The sequence below is a fragment of the Shimia sp. R9_2 genome (genome assembly GCF_017743735.1).
In the GTDB taxonomy this organism is placed as follows: domain Bacteria; phylum Pseudomonadota; class Alphaproteobacteria; order Rhodobacterales; family Rhodobacteraceae; genus Shimia.
The window spans coordinates 184,796-202,478 of record NZ_JAGHRO010000007.1 but is presented as its reverse complement, the minus strand read 5'-3'; the positions used below and the strand labels follow the sequence as shown (position 1 = coordinate 202,478).

The 17,683-nt window shown below is 60.6% G+C and carries 13 protein-coding genes; 11 read left to right on the top strand and 2 right to left on the bottom strand.

What is annotated here, in order from left to right; all coding sequences use genetic code 11:
* Positions 1-115: 115 nt before the first annotated feature.
* Together J7400_RS16610 and J7400_RS16605 are read left to right on the top strand one after the other, a co-directional pair.
* Positions 116-1,564, top strand: a complete 1,449-nt coding sequence (locus J7400_RS16610) for a TrkH family potassium uptake protein (RefSeq protein WP_209065200.1) — start codon at positions 116-118, stop codon at positions 1,562-1,564.
* Entirely contained in the window at positions 1,564-3,204 is a 1,641-nt protein-coding gene (locus J7400_RS16605; protein WP_247738864.1) for a 5-guanidino-2-oxopentanoate decarboxylase, read from the top strand. Before J7400_RS16610 ends, J7400_RS16605 begins: the two co-directional genes overlap by 1 nt.
* Before the next feature lie 69 nt (positions 3,205-3,273).
* Here the strand turns inward: J7400_RS16605 and J7400_RS16600 are convergent, their stop codons facing one another.
* The gene (locus J7400_RS16600; protein WP_209065199.1) at positions 3,274-5,055 is read right to left on the bottom strand and encodes a serine protease; all 1,782 of its coding nucleotides are present in this window, start codon (positions 5,053-5,055) and stop codon (positions 3,274-3,276) included.
* Between the two features lie 152 nt (positions 5,056-5,207).
* Here J7400_RS16600 and J7400_RS16595 point away from each other — a divergent pair, with 152 nt between their 5' ends.
* A complete protein-coding gene (locus J7400_RS16595) occupies positions 5,208-6,137 on the top strand; it encodes a glycine--tRNA ligase subunit alpha (RefSeq protein ID WP_209065198.1) in 930 nt (309 codons plus the stop codon).
* A gap of 8 nt (positions 6,138-6,145) precedes the next feature.
* Here the strand turns inward: J7400_RS16595 and J7400_RS16590 are convergent, their stop codons facing one another.
* Positions 6,146-6,784, bottom strand: a complete 639-nt coding sequence (locus J7400_RS16590; RefSeq protein ID WP_209065197.1) for a MarC family protein — start codon at positions 6,782-6,784, stop codon at positions 6,146-6,148.
* 107 nt (positions 6,785-6,891) lie between these two features.
* Between J7400_RS16590 and J7400_RS16585 the strand changes: the two genes are divergently transcribed.
* The 8 genes from J7400_RS16585 to glmM all read left to right on the top strand — a co-directional run bounded on the left by J7400_RS16585 (position 6,892) and on the right by glmM (position 17,682).
* Complete coding sequence (locus J7400_RS16585) at positions 6,892-7,413, top strand: DUF6446 family protein (RefSeq protein ID WP_209065196.1); 522 nt, start codon at positions 6,892-6,894, stop codon at positions 7,411-7,413.
* Between the two features lie 12 nt (positions 7,414-7,425).
* The gene (gltS, locus tag J7400_RS16580) at positions 7,426-8,637 is read left to right on the top strand and encodes a sodium/glutamate symporter (protein ID WP_209065195.1); all 1,212 of its coding nucleotides are present in this window, start codon (positions 7,426-7,428) and stop codon (positions 8,635-8,637) included.
* A gap of 9 nt (positions 8,638-8,646) precedes the next feature.
* Complete coding sequence (gene glyS, locus J7400_RS16575; RefSeq protein ID WP_209065194.1) at positions 8,647-10,809, top strand: glycine--tRNA ligase subunit beta; 2,163 nt, start codon at positions 8,647-8,649, stop codon at positions 10,807-10,809.
* A 133-nt stretch (positions 10,810-10,942) separates the two neighbouring features.
* The gene (locus tag J7400_RS16570) at positions 10,943-13,435 is read left to right on the top strand and encodes a putative PEP-binding protein (RefSeq protein ID WP_209065264.1); all 2,493 of its coding nucleotides are present in this window, start codon (positions 10,943-10,945) and stop codon (positions 13,433-13,435) included.
* A gap of 148 nt (positions 13,436-13,583) precedes the next feature.
* Positions 13,584-14,225 (top strand): cell wall hydrolase, encoded by a 642-nt coding sequence (locus tag J7400_RS16565; RefSeq protein ID WP_209065193.1) that lies wholly within the window; start codon positions 13,584-13,586, stop codon positions 14,223-14,225.
* Positions 14,226-14,350: 125 nt separating this feature from the next.
* Positions 14,351-15,286, top strand: a complete 936-nt coding sequence (locus J7400_RS16560; RefSeq protein WP_209065192.1) for a dihydroneopterin aldolase — start codon at positions 14,351-14,353, stop codon at positions 15,284-15,286.
* A 40-nt stretch (positions 15,287-15,326) separates the two neighbouring features.
* Positions 15,327-16,346 carry a dihydropteroate synthase gene (gene folP, locus J7400_RS16555; protein ID WP_209065191.1) on the top strand — a complete coding sequence of 340 codons (1,020 nt, stop codon included), beginning with the start codon at positions 15,327-15,329 and terminating at the stop codon, positions 16,344-16,346.
* Positions 16,336-17,682, top strand: a complete 1,347-nt coding sequence (glmM, locus tag J7400_RS16550) for a phosphoglucosamine mutase (RefSeq protein WP_209065190.1) — start codon at positions 16,336-16,338, stop codon at positions 17,680-17,682. The genes folP and glmM overlap by 11 nt, the downstream gene beginning before the upstream one ends.
* The last annotated feature ends 1 nt before the right edge of the window (position 17,683 follow it).

Genomic DNA, 17,683 nt, shown 5'->3' with positions numbered 1-17,683 from the left:
CAAAACCATGTAGCCTGGGCACCGGCTGAAAAGGGCGGCGCATAGACTGTTTCCGCCAAGCGCAAACCGCTCTAGTTGCTTGACAGCGGCTTTGGCAAACGCCAACGCTGCGCCCATGCTAGACTTGCGACCTGTTGGATATGTTATCGGCCTGCTGGTGGCCATTTTGGGGGCGACCATGTTCGTGCCCATGGCGGTGGACCTGATTGACGGCACCCGCCATTGGGAAGCCTTTTTTGTCAGTGCTGTTGTCACCTGTCTGACGGGTGTGCTTGTGTCGCTGTCCTGTCACAACGGGCGCGGCAACGGGCTGACCCTGCAACAGACCTTCCTTTTGACCACCGGCGTCTGGCTGGCCCTGCCGCTGTTTGGCGCGCTGCCTTTCATGTTTGGCGCAACAGAGGCGCGTGTGGTGGATGCGGTCTTTGAATCGATGAGCGGGCTGACCACGACCGGCGCCACCGTGTTTTCCGGTCTGGAGGAGCTGCCACGCGGCATGCTGCTGTGGCGGGGCTTGCTGCAATGGCTTGGCGGCATCGGCATCATTGTGGTCGCCATGGTCTTTCTGCCCGAATTGCGCGTCGGCGGGATGCAGATCTTCCGCTCTGAGGGCTTTGACACCATGGGCAAGATCCTGCCCCGTGCCACGGCCATTTCGGGCCAAATCTCAACCATTTACGCGGGTCTGACCTTTGCCTGCATGCTGGCCTACATCGTCATGGGCATGGCCCCCTTTGATGCTTTGGTGCATGCGCTGACTACGATCTCCACGGGTGGTTTTTCCACCTATGATGCGTCCTTTGGGGCGTTTTCCGGCCCGCTGGAATATGTCGCAACGCTGTTCATGATCCTCTCCGCCCTGCCGTTTGTGCGCTATGTGCAAATGGTCAACGGCAACACCACGCCGCTGTTCAAAGACAGTCAGGTGCGTCTCTTTCTGCTGACCATTGCCATTCTGGTGGTGATGTTCACGCTGATCCTGACCACTTTCTTCCCTCACAGCTGGGAACAGGCCTTCCGCGAGGCGCTCTTTAACATCACCTCGATCATCTCCGGCACCGGCTATGCCAGTGTCGACTACATGAACTGGGGCTCTTTCATCGTCGCCATGTTCTTCTTTATCGGCTTGATCGGCGGCTGCGCGGGCTCCACCGCCTGTTCGGTGAAAATCTTCCGCTATCAGCTGCTTTTCTCTGCGATCCGCGTACAGCTGCGCCGCATTCAGCACCCTTCAGGTGTCTTCATCCTGCGCTATCAGGGCCGCAAGGTGGACGAAGAGGCGTTGAACTCGGTGATGACCTTCTTTGTTTTCTTCACTGTGAGCCTTGGCGCGCTGGCTGTGCTACTGAGCATGACCGGACTTGATTTTGTCACCTCGCTCTCCGGCGCGGCCTCCGCGATTGCCAATATCGGGCCGGGGCTTGGCGACATCATCGGCCCTGCGGGCAATTTCTCATCTCTCAATGACACGGCCAAATGGCTTCTGTCGGCTGGCATGTTGCTGGGCCGGTTGGAGCTGCTGGCGGTGTTTGTTCTCTTTACAGTTCAATTCTGGAGGGCCTGATGGCAACGACTGGGCAGGAGATGCGCCCCTTGGGAGCGCAGATTTCGCACATGTTGAAAGCGCGTGGCGTGGATGTGATTTTTGGCATCCCCGGCGTGCACAATGTGGAGATGTACCGCGGCATTGAGGAGGCGGGCATCACCCATGTGCTGGCGCGCCATGAGCAGGGCGCGGGCTTTATGGCTGACGGCTATGCCCGTGCGAGCGGCAAGCCGGGGGTGGCCTATGTGATCACCGGTCCGGGGCTTTGCAATATTCTGACCCCCCTAGGGCAGGCCTATTCTGACAGCGTGTCGGTGCTGACTCTTTCCAGCTGTCTGGACGAACACGTCGGCCATCGCGGGCAGCTTCACCAGATGCGCGATCAGCGCGGGGCAGCTGCCACCGTGTGTGACTGGTCTGAAGAGGCGCGCACAGCCCGCGCCGCCTATGATCTGATCGACCGTGCCTTTGTGGAGTTTGAGGGCAAACGGCAGCGCCCCAAACACATACAGGTGCCCATTGGTCTTCTTGGCAGCCTGGCGGTTGAGTCGAGCGTGCATGCCCCCGGTGCCGCCAGCGCAGTGTCCAGCATTTCTGGCGTGCCAAATCTGGCAGGTTTGGAGGATAAGCTCGCAGCTGCGCGAAAACCGCTCTTTGTCTTTGGCGGCGGATTGGTGGCGCACGGGCAGCATGCACGCAACGCCACGGTGGATGCCGCCGTGCGCGAGCTGCTGCGACGCAGCGGTGCAGCGGCGTTTATGACCTACGCGGGCTGTGGCCTGCTGTCTGCGGATGAGCCTCTGAGCTTTGGCACCTATCTCGGTCGCGGCAAAAGCGAGCGCATCATTGGTGGTGCGGATCTGGTGATCGCCATTGGGACGGAACTATCTGAATGTGACCTGTGGCGCGACACATTGGGCCATCACGGCAGTTTGGTGCGAGTCGATATCGACCCAGAAGTTTTGGCCGACCGCCACCGCGCTGACATCACCTTCCAATGTGACGGCAAACAATTTGTCGAGGCCTTGTTGAGCACTCTCCCGGAGGCAACCGCAAGGCCCAAATGGGATGTCGCAGAGATCGCCAAAACCAAGGCCCGCTTCCGCGCTGAAACGGATGCGGAGCGTCCCGGAATTGCAGAGATCTGCGATGCGCTTGGCGATGTGATGCCGGATGAGGCGATGATCTATTCGGATATGACACAGTTTGCCTATGTCGCCAAAGAGGTTTGGGACATGCCTTGCTCTGGGTATTGGCATCACCCCACCGGCTTTGGGACGCTGGGCTATGCGCTGCCTGCCTCCATTGGCGGCGCAATGGCGCGTCCTGGCAAACCCACGGTCTGCATCGCGGGTGATTATGGCTTTCAGTACACCGTGCAGGAACTTGGCGCCGCCGTAGAGATGAAGCTGCCGATCCCGATCCTTCTGTGGGACAACCACAAGCTCAAAGAGATCGAAGACAGTATGGTCGAAAGCCAGATCGCCCCGAATGCGGTGATCGCGCACAATCCGAATTTCTGTCAGCTCGCGGAAAGCTATGGCTGTCTGGCGCAGGAACCCGCTTCGCTCAAAGAGCTCCAGCAGGCTCTGACCGAGGCGTTTGAAGCCGATCGCCCAACCCTGATCCGCATGACATCCGCATTGTCCGCGCGCTAAGAGGAGCGTATTTAAACAAAAAAGGCGGCTCCATTTGGGGCCGCCTTTTGCATGTGAGGGGGAGAGGTCTTACCAGCAGCTGACCAGCACGGTCATGTCGCTGGCGCGTTTGCTGAGATCCTCTGGCGCGAGGCTTTGGGCGCTGCTTGCCAGGCCCGCGTTGATGCCTTCTTGCGCCAGCAAGGCGCGCAGCGCGTCAGAGTTGACCGCAAAGTTCACGTCACTTGGCAGCTGCTGGGCGCTCTTGGCATCCCGTGGCAGCAGCATGCCAAAGACCGCGCCACCTGCGTCAAACACCGGGCCGCCCCAGTCGCCGGGCTCGATCTCAAGCGCCAGCCGTGCCAGCTCGCGCTCACCGCGCAGGCCTTTCACATCCGCCAGTTTGCCAAAGGTCACGGTGGGGGCTCCCAGCGCGCCTTCAAAGGAGTAGCCAGCCACTGCCACATCCGATTGGATGCGCGGCGCACCGACGCGCAATGCGGCCACATCAATCGGCGCGAGCGGGCTTACGGGGGCGAGAATGGCAACGCCAAGCGCCTCATCCAGCACGGCGACCTTGGCGTCGTAATCTTCCTCGATGGTGATCTTGGAGCAGCTCTGCACCGCCTCCGCAGTGGTCAAAACATGGCCGTTGCGGTCGATGAAGAAGCCGGAGCGTGATTGCTTGGGTTTGCGGATCTGAAGCCCCGCCAGCAGATCAATGTCCTGCGCCGCGCTGTCGCCCGCAGCCGGATCCAGAGTGCCGCCAAGACGGGTGAAGCTTGCGCGCATCTCGCCAAGAATGCGTTTGCGGCGCTCTTCATCGCCATCGGGCCAGACCAGCGTGAAGCCTTTGACTTCGCCATCCTCCAGCGACACCTCTGTGTGGCTGATCACCTGACCGTTCTGACCGGTCAAAACGAAGCTGCTTTTCTTGCGCTCACGCGGGCCGTTCAGCGGCACAATTTCGAGCGTTTGCATGATGTCATAGAGGCCAAACAGCGTGTTTTGATCGCCTGCCTGACTGATCAGCAGCACCTTCGCAGGGCCGTTTGCCGCCTCATATTGCACAAACGGATATTCCGCACCTGTCTTGGACACCGCGCCCAGAGGCACCAGCATCTCAATGCCCGCGTCCAGATCGCGCACCACCTGAAGGTCCATGCCTTCCAGCACCGCGTAAAATTGTTGGCGCAGCGTGTCGCGCTGACGCGTGGTCAAAACGCCGGTTGCGTCAAACCCGTTGTCGGCCTGCCAATTCGCCATGGAGGCGCGGGTGCCGCGGCCAAAGGCGCCATCAATTGCGGAATTGTAGTAACCGGCCCATTGCAGCCATTCCTGAAGGCGCATCTTTTCTGCGCGGGTCAGTTGGGCTTCGCTGGCGCGGGCTTGGCCCACGGTTTCATCCGGCAGCTGCTGCACCACAGGCTGTGTTGGCTCAGGAGCGGCTTCAACCGGCTGTTCGGTGATCTCCACGCTGGCGCTTTGCTCTGGCTGCGCACCCGGCGTGATGCTTTCCGGGTTGGTCAGCAGATTGGCACCAACAGGCCAGAACTGGCTGCGATAGTCGCGGGACAGGGCGATGTAGCTGTCAATCGGGATCAACCCTTCAGAGCGGTACACCCGCAGCACGTTCTCGGCGTCTTCCCGGCGGTATGGCCCCAGTGCCACCGCATACCAGCCGCCGCCAAGCGAGAATCCGTTTACGTCATCCATCCGTTGGGCATAGCCGCGAATATTGGCGCTGGCTTCGGTGAGGCTTGGGCGGGCTTCCAGCTGGACCCAGACGATGTCATCCTGAGAAGACTGTGCGAAGAGGGCGGAAACGCTGAAAATGAGCGCCGCAAACAGCGACAAAACAGTGCGCAACATAGTGGTCGTAGTCCCTAAAACTCGTGACGTTGGTAGTTCTCGGCCTGTTTAACAGGTTCTTGCACTCATGCACCTCTATTTTACGCCATGCTGCAATTGACCCCGCGAAGGGTTGCGCATAAGCAAGACCCGCGTTTGTAAGGGGCATAAAAATGGCACATAGCGACAGCAAACCTCGCAGCTTTCAGGAGATCATTCTGCGGCTTCAGAATTACTGGGCCGAAAAAGGCTGTGCCATCATGCAACCCTATGACATGGAAGTGGGCGCAGGCACGTTCCACCCGGCCACCACATTGCGCTCTCTGGGCAGCAAAGCCTGGGCCGCAGCCTATGTGCAGCCGTCGCGCCGTCCGACCGACGGGCGCTATGGGGAGAACCCAAACCGCCTGCAGCACTACTACCAGTATCAGGTGCTGATCAAACCGAGCCCGCCCAACCTGCAGGAGCTTTACCTCGGCAGCCTTGAGGCCATCGGTATCGACATGGAGATGCACGACATCCGCTTTGTTGAGGATGACTGGGAAAGCCCGACCCTCGGCGCATGGGGCCTCGGCTGGGAAGTCTGGTGTGACGGGATGGAAGTCAGCCAGTTCACTTATTTCCAGCAGGTCGGCGGGCACGATTGCCATCCTGTGTCCGGTGAGCTGACCTATGGTCTGGAGCGTCTGGCCATGTATGTTTTGGGCGTCGATCATGTGATGGATATGCCTTTCAACAGCCCAGATGCGCCTATTGCGTTGAAGTATGGCGATGTTTTCAAGCAGACCGAGCAGGAATACAGCCGCTGGAACTTTGACGTGGCCAACACCGACGTGCTGCTCAAACAGTTTGAAGAGGCTGAGGCCGAGTGCGAGAAGATCCTCGCGCAGGAGCATATGGATCCCAAAACCGGCAAGCGCATCATCATGGCGCATCCGGCTTATGACCAGTGCATCAAGGCTTCCCACTTGTTCAACTTGCTCGATGCACGTGGGGTGATTTCGGTCACCGAGCGTCAGGCCTATATCGGCCGCGTGCGCGCGCTGGCCAAGCAATGCGCGGATGCGTTTGTGCAGACAGAGGCAGGTGGCTACGCGGCGTGAGGCTTATGCTAGGCAAAGCCCGGCAACAGCACTTTCACGCCGTCCGCGACCATTTCAATCGCGATGGCGATCAGGATCAGCCCCATGAGGCGCGTCATGATGGTGCGCGCCGTGGCGCTCAGATGCTTGCCGATATTGCCTGCAAACAGGAACACCACCGCCAACAGCCCGACCACAAGCGCAACGCAGGCCGCATAGATCGCCCAGCCGGTCGCGCCATTGGCCTGATGGGCATAGAGAATCAGGGTGGTCATCGTGCCGGGGCCAACCAGCATGGGGAAGGTCATCGGATAAAACGCGATGCTCTCCACCGGCGCCCTGGCCACGGCGGCTTGCTCATGTTCGGTGCCATGATGCGCGCTGCTGTTGTTGCCATTCAGCATGTGAAAGCCGATCTGCAACAGCACCAGCCCACCCGCGACGCGAAACGCGTCCACCGAAATGCCAAAGAAATCGAGGATGGCGGAGCCCGCCACGGCGACAATCGCGCAGGCAATGCTGGTGTAGACCACCACCTGAAGCGCGGTTTTGCGCTGCGCGGGGGGCGCAAGCTCCTCCGTCAGGCTCAGGAAAATCGGCAGATTAACAAACGGGTTCATGACCGCAAAAAGGGCCCCGAACATGGCCACGGCAAAGCTATCGGGCATCTCAATCTCTTGGTAGGTTCAAATCAACTCAATCACTTGGCTTTGACTGTGCGCCGCGCAGCGGTTTCGCGCAACATAAGCCTGACGGAAATTCAGGGGGCAACCGCATGACGGGCAAATTGCTGGGAGGTGTGATCGTGCTGACGGCTTTGGTGGGCGGGATCGCCATGTATTGGCTGCAAATCTATGGCTACTACGACGAGGTGCGCGTGTCTGACCTCAAAGATGATGTGCAGCTCACCCTGCTGGTCAGCGAACAGCCGGAGCCCATTCTCTATGAGGACTTCAAGGCGATCGACAGCGAAAGCTCCCCGATCCGCTACCGCGCCTGTTTCACCACCCCCATGAGCGCACCTCTGCTGACAGAAACCTACATGCTGTTGGAGAAGGCAGAGCCGCGCAATGCGCCGGGCTGGTTTGACTGTTTTGACGCCAAAGAGATTGGCGCGGCGTTGGAAAGTGGTGAGGCGCTCGCGTTTTTGGGTGAAAAAGAGGTGCAATACGGTATTGACCGCATCGTCGCCATTCTGCCCGATGGGCGTGGATTTGCCTGGAACGAAATCAACGCCTGTGGCGAAATCGCCTTTGACGGAAAACCTTTGCCGGATCACTGCCCGCCAAAACAGTAGGAGCACAGCCAAGTGCCTGAGATATTTGTCTTCCCCGAATTCATCACCTCGACACTTGGCTTTGCAGTTTACCTGCTGGGCGCGCGTCTGACGCGCGAAGTGGCCTTTCTGCGGGAGTTCAACATTCCCGAGCCTGTCACCGGCGGGCTGATCGCCTCGACCTGCTTTGCGATCTATGCCGCGCTGTCAGGGCAGTCGCTGCATTTTGAGGTCGCTGCGCGGGACTATCTTCTGGTGCTCTTCTTTGCGGGTATCGGTCTTAATGCGCGCCTGTCTGACCTTTTGCTGGGCGGACGGGTGCTGCTGTTGCTGCTGGTACTGACGCTTGGCACGATCCTCATTCAGAATGTCGTCGGAATCGCAGGCGCGCAGCTCTTTGGTCTACCGGCGCAAACCGGCGTGCTCTTTGGCTCGGCTTCGCTGATTGGCGGGCATGGCACGGCGATTGCCTGGTCGCCCAATGTGGCCGAAGTCACCGGCTTTGCCAGCGCTCCGGAGCTGGGTGTGGCGATGGCGACCCTCGGGCTGATTGCCGCCTCGCTGATTGGTGGCCCTGTCGCAAAATATCTGATCTCGCGCCACAATCTCTCGCCCAGCCGCCCCGATGACGGCGACGTGGTCGGCGTGGCTTATGAGGATGAGCGCGACGGCCTGGAAATCACCCATGTGAGCCTGATGCGGGTAATGTTGGCGCTGCATCTGGCGATTATTTTGGGCTACGCCATGCATGGCGTGCTGCAACAGCTGGGGCTGATGCTGCCATTGTTTGTGCCCTGTTTGATCAGCGGCATCATTCTGGCCAACCTGCGGCCCATTCTGGCACCCAAGATCCCTTCTGTTGCGCGCACGCCCAGCTTGGCCATTGTCTCGGAATTTGCGCTTGGCACCTTTCTGGCGATCTCGCTGATGACCATGGATTTCTCCACCCTGAGCGAGGCGGGCTGGGCGATTGTTGTCACCCTTGTGGTGCAGACCGCGGCCACCATCGCGCTGGTGATTGTGATCCTGTTCTATGCCCTCGGGCGCAACTACACGGCGGCGGTGCTGGCAGCGGGCTTTGCCGGCTTCTCACTGGGCGCAACCCCCACCGCCATCGCCAATATGACCGCCGTGACCAAGAGATATGGCCCGGCCCCCATCGCTTTTGTCGTTTTGCCCTTGGTTTCGGCGTTTTTCGTCGATATTGCCAACGCGGTAGTTATTCAGACCATCGTGAACTTCTAAGGATCCGTCATGCCTGATCTCTTGATCGAACTCTTTTCTGAGGAAATCCCCGCCCGCATGCAGGCGCGGGCCGCTGAAGACCTGAAAAAGAAAGTGACGGATGGTCTGGTCGAGGCCGGTTTGACCTATGCCCACGCACGCGCCTATTCCACGCCGCGCCGTCTGACACTGGCGCTCGAAGGCCTGCTGGCCGAAAGCCCGACCGTGAATGAAGAGCGTAAAGGCCCGAAAGTTGGCGCGCCTGACAAAGCCATCGAAGGCTTCTTGCGTGGCGCAGGTGTGGCGCGCGAAGATCTGGAAGAGCGTGAGACCCCGAAAGGCGCGGTCTACTTTGCCACCATCACCAAGCCGGGCCGCCCGGCGGCAGAGATCGTGGCCGAGGTGCTCGAAGACACCATTCGCAATTTCCCATGGCCCAAATCCATGCGCTGGGGTGCAGGCAGCCTGCGTTGGGTGCGCCCGCTGCATTCGATCCTATGCATTCTGTCCGCAGAGGACGGCCACAGCATTGTGCCGCTCGACATCGACGGGATCACCTCTGGCGACACCACTGAAGGCCACCGCTTCATGGGCGAGGGCCGCTTTGCCGTGACCAGCTTTGAGGACTATGAGGTCAAGCTCAAGCGCAGCAAAGTGGTTCTGAACGCCGAAGAGCGCGCCGAATCCATCTGGAACGACGCCACCAACATGGCCTTTGCCCAAGGTCTCGAAGTGGTGGAAGACAAAGGCCTTCTGGCCGAAGTGGCCGGTCTGGTTGAATGGCCAGTGGTGCTGATGGGCGACATCGCAGAGGATTTCCTCGGCCTGCCACCTGAGGTGCTGCAGACCTCGATGAAAGAGCACCAGAAGTTCTTCTCCGTGATGAACCCGAAAACCGGCCGCATCGAGAAATTTGTGACCGTTGCCAACCGTGAAACCAAAGACGATGGCGCCACCATTCTGGCAGGCAACCAGAAGGTGCTGTTTGCGCGTCTGAGCGATGCGAAGTTCTTCTGGGAAAACGACGTGCGCACGGTGCAGGATCAGGGCTTTGAGCCTTGGGTTGAGAAGCTCGAAAACGTGACCTTCCACGCCCAGATCGGCAGCCAGGGCGCGCGCGTGATGCGGATTGCGGATCTCGCGACCACGGTGGCCCCATCGGTGAACGCCGATCCGATGCTGGCACAGATGGCCGCGCAAGCCTGTAAAGCCGACCTGAGCTCGGAAATGGTCTATGAGTTCCCGGAACTTCAGGGGCTGATGGGGCGCTATTATGCGCAGGCGGCCGAGCTTCCTGCGGAAGTTGGTCAGGCCAGCGAAGAGCATTACTCCCCGCTGGGCCCATCCGATGACGTGCCAACAGCACCTGTTTCTGTGGCTGTGGCCATGGCGGACAAGCTCGACACGCTGTCAGGTTTCTGGGCGATTGATGAAAAGCCAACCGGCTCCAAAGACCCGTTTGCCCTGCGCCGTGCGGCCTTGGGTGTGATCCGTCTGGTTCTGGAAAACGGCCTGCGCATCAACCTGCTGGATATCACCCAGACCGCTGTTGCGGCTCTGCTGAAAGTCGAGGACTGGGAAGCGGCGGCCAAGGCGGCTGAGGGCGACGAAGCCAAACACATGGAAATGCACGCCGCTCAGGCCCGTGGCATTGCCAATGCTGCGCCTCAGGATCTGCTCACTTTCTTCCATGACCGTCTCAAGGTCTATCTGCGCGATCAGGGCATCCGCCATGATGTGATTGACGCCTGCATCGCGATGCCGGGCAACGATGATCTGGCGCTTCTGGTGGCCCGCGCCCGCGCGCTGCAGGATTTCATGTCCACCGAGGATGGCGAGAACCTGCTGCAGGGCTTTAAGCGCGCCAACAACATTCTGAGCCAGGCCGAAGAGAAAGACGGCGTGGAATATTCCTTTGGCGCAGATGTGAAATTTGCCGAGGACGAGAGCGAGAAAGCCCTCTTTGCCGCGCTTGATGGGGCAGAAGGGGCGATCTCTTCGGCCATCGAGACCGAAGATTTTGTGTCAGCCATGTCAAACATGGCCTCCCTGCGCGCGCCGATTGATGCGTTCTTTGAGGCGGTTCAGGTCAACAGCGACAACGAAGTTGTGCGCCGCAACCGCCTCAACCTGCTGTCGCGCATCCGCACAATCTGTCTGCAGGCCGCAGATCTGACACGTGTGGAAGGCTAAGGTGTAGTTCTACGTGCGAGGCAGCTAAGACTTGCCTCGCGCCCCATGCGGTTTATGCTGCGACGCGCAATGAATAGGTGCCGCAGTGCAGCAGAATGACCCGCATATCACCCTGATCACCCCCACAGCGCCCATGGCGCCTGCAACCCATGGCGGGCGGGCCAAATGTCTGCAACGTCTGGCGCGGCTTGATCTGCCGCTGCCGACAACCGTCGCGCTGTCCTTTGATGCGGTGCATGGGCTTGCGGCGGGCGAACAGCCCGATATGGCGCAGGTGCTTGCGCCGTTTGAAGATGGGCAGCTGTTGTGCGTACGCCCAAGTTCCGAAGATCCCGATTGGGGTGGCCCCGGCGCGATCCTGAACATCGGCATGAACGATGAACAGCTTGCCTCTTTAAGCGAGACCATTGGCGCGGAAGCAGCAGCCAAACTCTATCTGAAATTCATTCAGTCTTACTCCACCCATGTGGCGCGACTGGATCCCGACATCTTTGATGATCTGGACAATTCCGATCCCGACGCGGTCGCGGATTTTCTCGAAGCTTATGAGGACGAGGCCGAAGAACCTTTCCCGCAGGACCGCAGCGCACAGCTGATCGGGGTGTTGCGCTCCATGGCGCGCGCTTGGGAAGGCACCACCGCGCGGCTCTTGCGTCAGGCTAAAGGCGCGCCTGCGGATGCGGGGCTGGGTCTTGTGATTCAGGCGATGGCGCTGGGTGTCGGCCACGGCGAAAGCGGCAGCGGCGTGCTCCAGCTGGTGAACAGCGACACAGGTCTGCCGCAGATCACCGGGCGCTACATGAGCCAGAGCCAGGGCCGGGACGCGATGAAATCCGGGGCAGGGGCGCTGTTTCTGCAAAAGGATGCGCGCGGTGCCTCTCTTGAGGAAAAGGTGCCGGACGCCTTTGCGCTGCTGACTGAATACGCCGGGCTGATGCGGGCCCGCCTGCGCGAAGAGATGCAGATCGAATTCACGCTGGAAAACGGCGAGATTCACATTCTGGACGGTGTGCGCGTACAACGCAGCGCCCGCGCGGCGGTGCGCATTGCCGTGTCGCTGGCCGAAGACAAGATCATCACGCGCGAAGAGGCGGTGATGCGGATCGAGCCGCGCGCGCTCAATGAACTCCTGCACCGTCAGGTCGACAGCGAAGCGGAGCGCGATGTGATCGGCAGCGGCATTGCCGCCAGCCCCGGCGCGGCAACCGGCCGGATCGTGTTCACCGCGGCAGAGGCACAGGCCTGCGCGGCCCGCGGTGAGGCCTGTGTTCTGGTGCGCCGGGAGACAAACCCCGAGGACATTCGCGGCATGCACGCCGCCAGCGCCGCCCTGACCGAACGCGGCGGCATGACCAGCCACGCGGCAGTGATCGGGCGCGGCCTTGGTCTTCCTTGCGTGGTTGGGGCCACCTCCATGCGGTTTCAGATTCGCAAAAAGCGGATCATCGCAACCGATGGCCGGGTTTTCCGCGAAGGCGATGTGATCACTGTAGATGGCACCACCGGCAATATTCTCGCCGGTGAGCCCAAAATGATGGAAGCCGCGCTGGATGATGCCTTTCAAACCCTGATGAGCTGGGCCGATCTCAGCCGCGACATCGGCGTGCGCGCCAATGCGGACACCCCGGCAGACGCCACAACCGCGCTGATGTTTGAGGCCGAAGGCATCGGCCTCTGTCGCACCGAACATATGTTCTTTGAGGCCGACCAGCTGATCGCGATGCGCGAGGTGATCTTTGCCAATGCCTCGGCGGACCGCGCGGTTGCCTTGCAGGCCCTGCTGCCGATGCAGCGGGAGATGTTTGTCGAGCTGTTCAACATCATGGGCAAACGCCCGGTCTGCATCCGCCTGTTTGACCCGCCGCTGCATGAATTCCTGCCCACCGACCGCGCTGGCCTGCGCGATCTGGCCGAATCGCTCAACCTGCCGCTGTCCGATGTGACCCGCCGCGTGGAGGCGCTGGGGGAATACAACCCGATGCTGGGCATGCGCGGTGTGCGCCTTGGCATCACGGTGCCGGAAATTCTCGACATGCAGGCGCGCGCGATTTTTGAGGCGACGCTGGATGCCTGTGGCGACAACGAGCCTTTTGTGCCGGAAATCATGATTCCGCTGGTCTCGGCCAAGCGCGAAGTGGAGCTGGTGAAAACCCGCATTGATGCGGTGGCCGCCGCCGTGCGCACCGAGCGCGCGCGCGATTTTGACTACCGCCTTGGCGTGATGGTGGAGACACCGCGCGCCGCGCTGCGGGCCGAGGATATTGCCCAGCATTGCAACTTCTTCAGCTTTGGCACCAACGACCTCACACAGATGACCTACGGCTTGTCACGCGACGACGCCGGGCGCTTCATGAGCCCCTATGTGCAGCAGGGCGTTTTCCCCGAAGATCCGTTCCACACATTGGATCAGGAAGGGGTGGGCGAATTGCTGCGATTGGGAGCCGAGCGTGGCCGCCGTGCGCAGCCTGATCTGACGCTGTCTGTCTGCGGTGAACATGGCGGCAGTCCCGAATCGATTGCCTTTTGTCGGCAGATTGGGCTTGATTACGTGTCATGCTCCCCGTTTCGGGTGCCCGTGGCGCGACTGGCAGCAGCCCAACTGGCGATCAAAGATAAGCTCCAGTAAAATAACACCTTTTTCACAAAATCTCTTTAGGAGCCAGCGCAGTGTTTTGGCTGTGACAAGCCTGTGAGTGGACGTTTCGTTTATTTTTCGTTAACAACACCCCGTTTTAAAGCCGCCGGGGTCATAAACCCCATAAAACGAGGTCATCATGCGCTACTTGATTGCATCCTTTTTGGCTGCGGCCCTGACTGTGGGCAACAGCTACGCGGAGACGACACCAGCGACCGAATCTGCCTCCACCAAACCACGACAATTGGTACTTTTTGATGGCAAGACTTTGCGCGATATTTTCGCGCCGAAAAAGCCTAAGCCAACCGAAATCAGCTACAGCCGCGCGTTTATCGACAGCCTGCCAAAGGTGAACGATGAGAAACGCACAGCGGAATGGCAATGCATGGCCGAGGCGCTCTATTTTGAGGCGCGCGGTGAAAGCGTCAAAGGCCAGTTCGCTGTGGCCGAAGTCATCCTCAATCGCGCCGAACACTCGGCCTTTCCCGGAAGCGTCTGTGGCGTGATCAATCAGGGCACTGCGAGCGGTCGCAAATATCAGTGCCAGTTCACCTACAACTGCGATGGTCTGTCCGATAAAATCCGCGAACACGGCGCCTATGAGCGGGTTGGCAAAGTGGCCGACCTTCTGCTTGCCGGCGCGCCTGCGGAGCTCACGGCTGGGGCGACCCACTATCACACCAAGGCGGTGAACCCGCGCTGGTCGCGTGTCTATGAACGCACCACAACCATTGGTGTTCATCACTTCTACCGGATGCCCACACGGTTGTCTCAGAACTGACGCTTCTTTCGGTTTCGCGATTTGATGTGCCGCGTTTGCCCTATGGCCGCGCGGCACATGGCCTGATAAAGGCCGCACCACCGCTCGGTGGCGGGATCGAAACAACAGCGCGTGGAAGAGAGATCATGAGCAACGAAATCCGATTGGCGTTTGCCCATCCTTCTGAGCGTGCCGAGGCCACCTCGTCAGATGACCCGCTCGATCGCATTTCCCTGCGCGACCACACCGTTGAGGTGGAAATCGGCGCGTTTCAGGCGGAGCGAGGCACCACCCAGCGGATTTGCTTCAACGTGGTGGTAGAGGTGTTGCCGCTTGGCCCGGTGGTCGAGGACGATGTGGATCGCATCCTGTCTTATGACAAAGTCACCGAGGCGATTGCCTTTGAACTCTCTGCCGAGCGTCTGAACCTGCTGGAAACCCTCGCGGCCCGCGTTGCCGACCGCATCCTGCTTGAGCCGCAGGCCCATCGGGTTTTTGTGCGCATCGAGAAGCTGGATCGCGGCCCCGGTGCTCTGGGGGTCGAGATTGTCCGCAGCCGCAAGGCGCATCTCGCGCCTGTTGAGGAGATCATTGAAGAAGAGGCCCCGCAGCCGCGCGTTGTCTTTGTGTCTAATGAGGCGCGCATGTCCGAACAGCTTGCGGGCTCTATCGACGGGTTCCTGCAAACCGATGTGCCGCTGATCCTCTGTGTGGGTGCACCTGATCTGGCAGCGCCCAAAACCGGCCACGCCATGACCCAACGCCGTGTGGATCTGCTCGCCATTGAGCAAAACGCATGGATGCTGGCGGCCCGTGATTCCCGCTGTGTGGTGGTCGACACCCGCACCGAGCTGGATTGGGCGATGAAAAATGACCAGACCTGCGTCTGGGCACCGTCCAAAATTGTGCTCGATGCGGTGGATGGCCCAACGGCCCCCCCGAGCGACGCGCTTGCGCTTGCGCTTTGGTTCGCCGAAGAGATGCAGGCGGTGGAGTTTGTGGTGCTTGGATCAGGCAGCGCGCATGCGCTTGAGACCGACATTCCGGTGCGTCACCAGTCTCTGGATGCCGAAGCGCGTTGAACCGCTTGCCTTTTGAGGGCGCATTGGTCATGCAGCGCGCATGACTGTGTATTATCGAGCCATCCCGCAATATGACGTGGCCCGCCCCGCCAACGCGCATCGCTTGGCGGATGGCTGGTGCTGGTTCACCCATGTTGAACGCCTCACCCGGGGCCAGTCGGCGGAGATTGTCTCTGCTGATGTTGTGCCTGATGAGATGCTGCAGCGTATGGTGGCGCCCCGCACCGCTGTGACCGGCCTGTCGATGGCGCGCCCCAACCTGATGGGCATTCTGAACGTCACGCCCGACAGCTTTTCTGATGGTGGCGCCCATGAAGGTGCCGCGGCCGCGCTCAACCATGCGCGTGCCATGACAGAGGCGGGCGCTGACATGATTGATGTCGGCGGAGAATCCACCCGCCCCGGCGCCGCCTTTGTGCCGATTAACGAAGAGATTGCCCGCACGGCCCCGGCCATTGCCGCAATCTCGGCTGCGCTTTCGGTGCCGATCAGCATCGACACCCGCAAGGCTGAGGTGGCTCAGGCCGCTGTGTCCGCAGGCGCGGCCCTGATCAACGATGTGTCCGGTTTCACCTTTGACGCCGCGCTGGCCCCCCTCGCGGCGGCGCAGAATGCGCCGGTCTGTGTGATGCATGCGCAGGGCGATCCGGCGACGATGCAGCAGGACCCGCAGTATGATGACGTGCTTCTGGATGTTTACGACTTCCTTGAAACACAAATTGAGCATCTGCAAAGCCTCGGCATTCCGCGTGCGAACATCGTGGTGGACCCAGGCATCGGCTTTGGCAAAACGCAGGCGCATAACCTTGCTTTGTTGGCCCGTCTGAGCCTGTTTCACAGCCTTGGCTGCGCGATCTTGCTGGGCGCGTCTCGCAAACGCTTTATTGGCACCATCGGCAACGCTCCGCTTGCGGACAAGCGCGCGCCGGGATCCATCGCAGTTGCCCTTGCAGGCATCGCGCAAGGCGCGCAGATTATCCGCGTCCACGACGTAGAAGAGACCCGTCAGGCCCTGAAATTGTGGCAGGCCGTGACAACAGGAGACGCAGATGACGCGTAAGTTTTTTGGAACCGACGGGGTGCGCGGCACCGCCAACACCTATCCGATGACCGCCGAGATGGCATTGCGGATCGGTGCGGCCGTGGGGCGGTACTTCCGCAACGACGGCGGCACGGAACACCGCGTGGTGATCGGCAAAGACACCCGTCTGTCCGGCTACATGTTTGAACATGCGCTCACCGCGGGTCTGACCTCCACCGGTATGAACGTGCTGTTGCTTGGCCCGGTGCCAACGCCGGCAGTCGGCTTGCTGACCACCTCCATGCGCGCCGATCTTGGCGTGATGATCTCCGCCAGCCACAACCCTGCCGTAGACAATGGCATCAAGTTCTTCGGGCCAGACGGGTTTAAACTGTCCGATCAGGCTGAAGCCGAGATTGAGCATCTGATTGAAACCGGGGTGGAGCCCGCACAGGCGCAGAACATCGGGCGCGCCAAACGGATCGATGACGGCCGCTTCCGCTATATCGAGCGGGTCAAAAGCTCGCTGCCCCGCGCCTTGCCACTGCGCGGCGTGAAAGTGGTGATCGACTGCGCCAACGGAGCAGCTTACCGCGCCGCGCCAGAGGCGCTTTGGGAACTTGGTGCAGAGGTGATCTCCATCGGGGTTTCTCCCAATGGCCACAACATCAATGAAAACTGCGGCTCCACCAGCACCCGCACCGCGCAGGAAGCGGTGGTGACCCACGGCGCGGATGTGGGCATCTGCCTGGATGGCGACGCGGACCGGGTGATGATCATTGACGAAAACGGCAAGGTGGCTGACGGCGATCAGATCATGGGGCTTCTGGCCTCCCGCTGGGCCAAATCAGGCAAGCTGAAAGGCGGCGCTTTGGTTGCCACCGTGATGTCAAACCTTGGTTTGGAGCGGTTCATGGAGGGCGAAGGCCTGCGGCTGGAGCGCACCGCCGTGGGGGATCGCTATGTGGTCGAGGCCATGCGCAAGGGCGGCTACAACCTCGGTGGCGAGCAATCCGGCCATATCGTGATGACCGACTATGCCACCACCGGCGACGGGCTGATGGCGGGTCTGCAATTCATCGCCGCGATGGTGGAAAGCAACGCCCCCGCCAGCAAGCTCTCTCAAGTCTTTGAAACCGTGCCGCAACTTCTGAAGAACGTGCGCTACGGCGAAGGGCAGACCCCGCTGGAGACCTCCTCCGTGCAAACCGCCATTGCCTCGGCAGAACAGGCGCTGGCCGGGCAAGGGCGTCTGCTCATTCGCAAATCCGGCACCGAACCTTTGGTGCGTGTGATGGCGGAGTGCGAAGATGCGCAGCTCTTGGAGCGCACCGTGGACAGCGTGGTGGATGCGGTGCAGGACGCCGTCGCCTAGG

Bases quoted from the DNA above. Each gene is read 5' to 3' on its own strand.
- J7400_RS16605 (WP_247738864.1), top strand. From the start codon at position 1,564: ATGGCAACGACTGGGCAGGAGATGCGCCCCTTGGGAGCGCAGATTTCG.
- J7400_RS16600 (WP_209065199.1), bottom strand. From the start codon at position 5,055: ATGTTGCGCACTGTTTTGTCGCTGTTTGCGGCGCTCATTTTCAGCGTT.
- J7400_RS16585 (WP_209065196.1), top strand. From the start codon at position 6,892: ATGACGGGCAAATTGCTGGGAGGTGTGATCGTGCTGACGGCTTTGGTG.
- J7400_RS16595 (WP_209065198.1), top strand. From the start codon at position 5,208: ATGGCACATAGCGACAGCAAACCTCGCAGCTTTCAGGAGATCATTCTG.
- J7400_RS16560 (WP_209065192.1), top strand. From the start codon at position 14,351: ATGAGCAACGAAATCCGATTGGCGTTTGCCCATCCTTCTGAGCGTGCC.
- glyS (WP_209065194.1), top strand. From the start codon at position 8,647: ATGCCTGATCTCTTGATCGAACTCTTTTCTGAGGAAATCCCCGCCCGC.
- J7400_RS16590 (WP_209065197.1), bottom strand. From the start codon at position 6,784: ATGCCCGATAGCTTTGCCGTGGCCATGTTCGGGGCCCTTTTTGCGGTC.
- glmM (WP_209065190.1), top strand. From the start codon at position 16,336: ATGACGCGTAAGTTTTTTGGAACCGACGGGGTGCGCGGCACCGCCAAC.
- J7400_RS16565 (WP_209065193.1), top strand. From the start codon at position 13,584: ATGCGCTACTTGATTGCATCCTTTTTGGCTGCGGCCCTGACTGTGGGC.
- J7400_RS16570 (WP_209065264.1), top strand. From the start codon at position 10,943: ATGGCGCCTGCAACCCATGGCGGGCGGGCCAAATGTCTGCAACGTCTG.
- J7400_RS16610 (WP_209065200.1), top strand. From the start codon at position 116: ATGCTAGACTTGCGACCTGTTGGATATGTTATCGGCCTGCTGGTGGCC.
- folP (WP_209065191.1), top strand. From the start codon at position 15,327: ATGACTGTGTATTATCGAGCCATCCCGCAATATGACGTGGCCCGCCCC.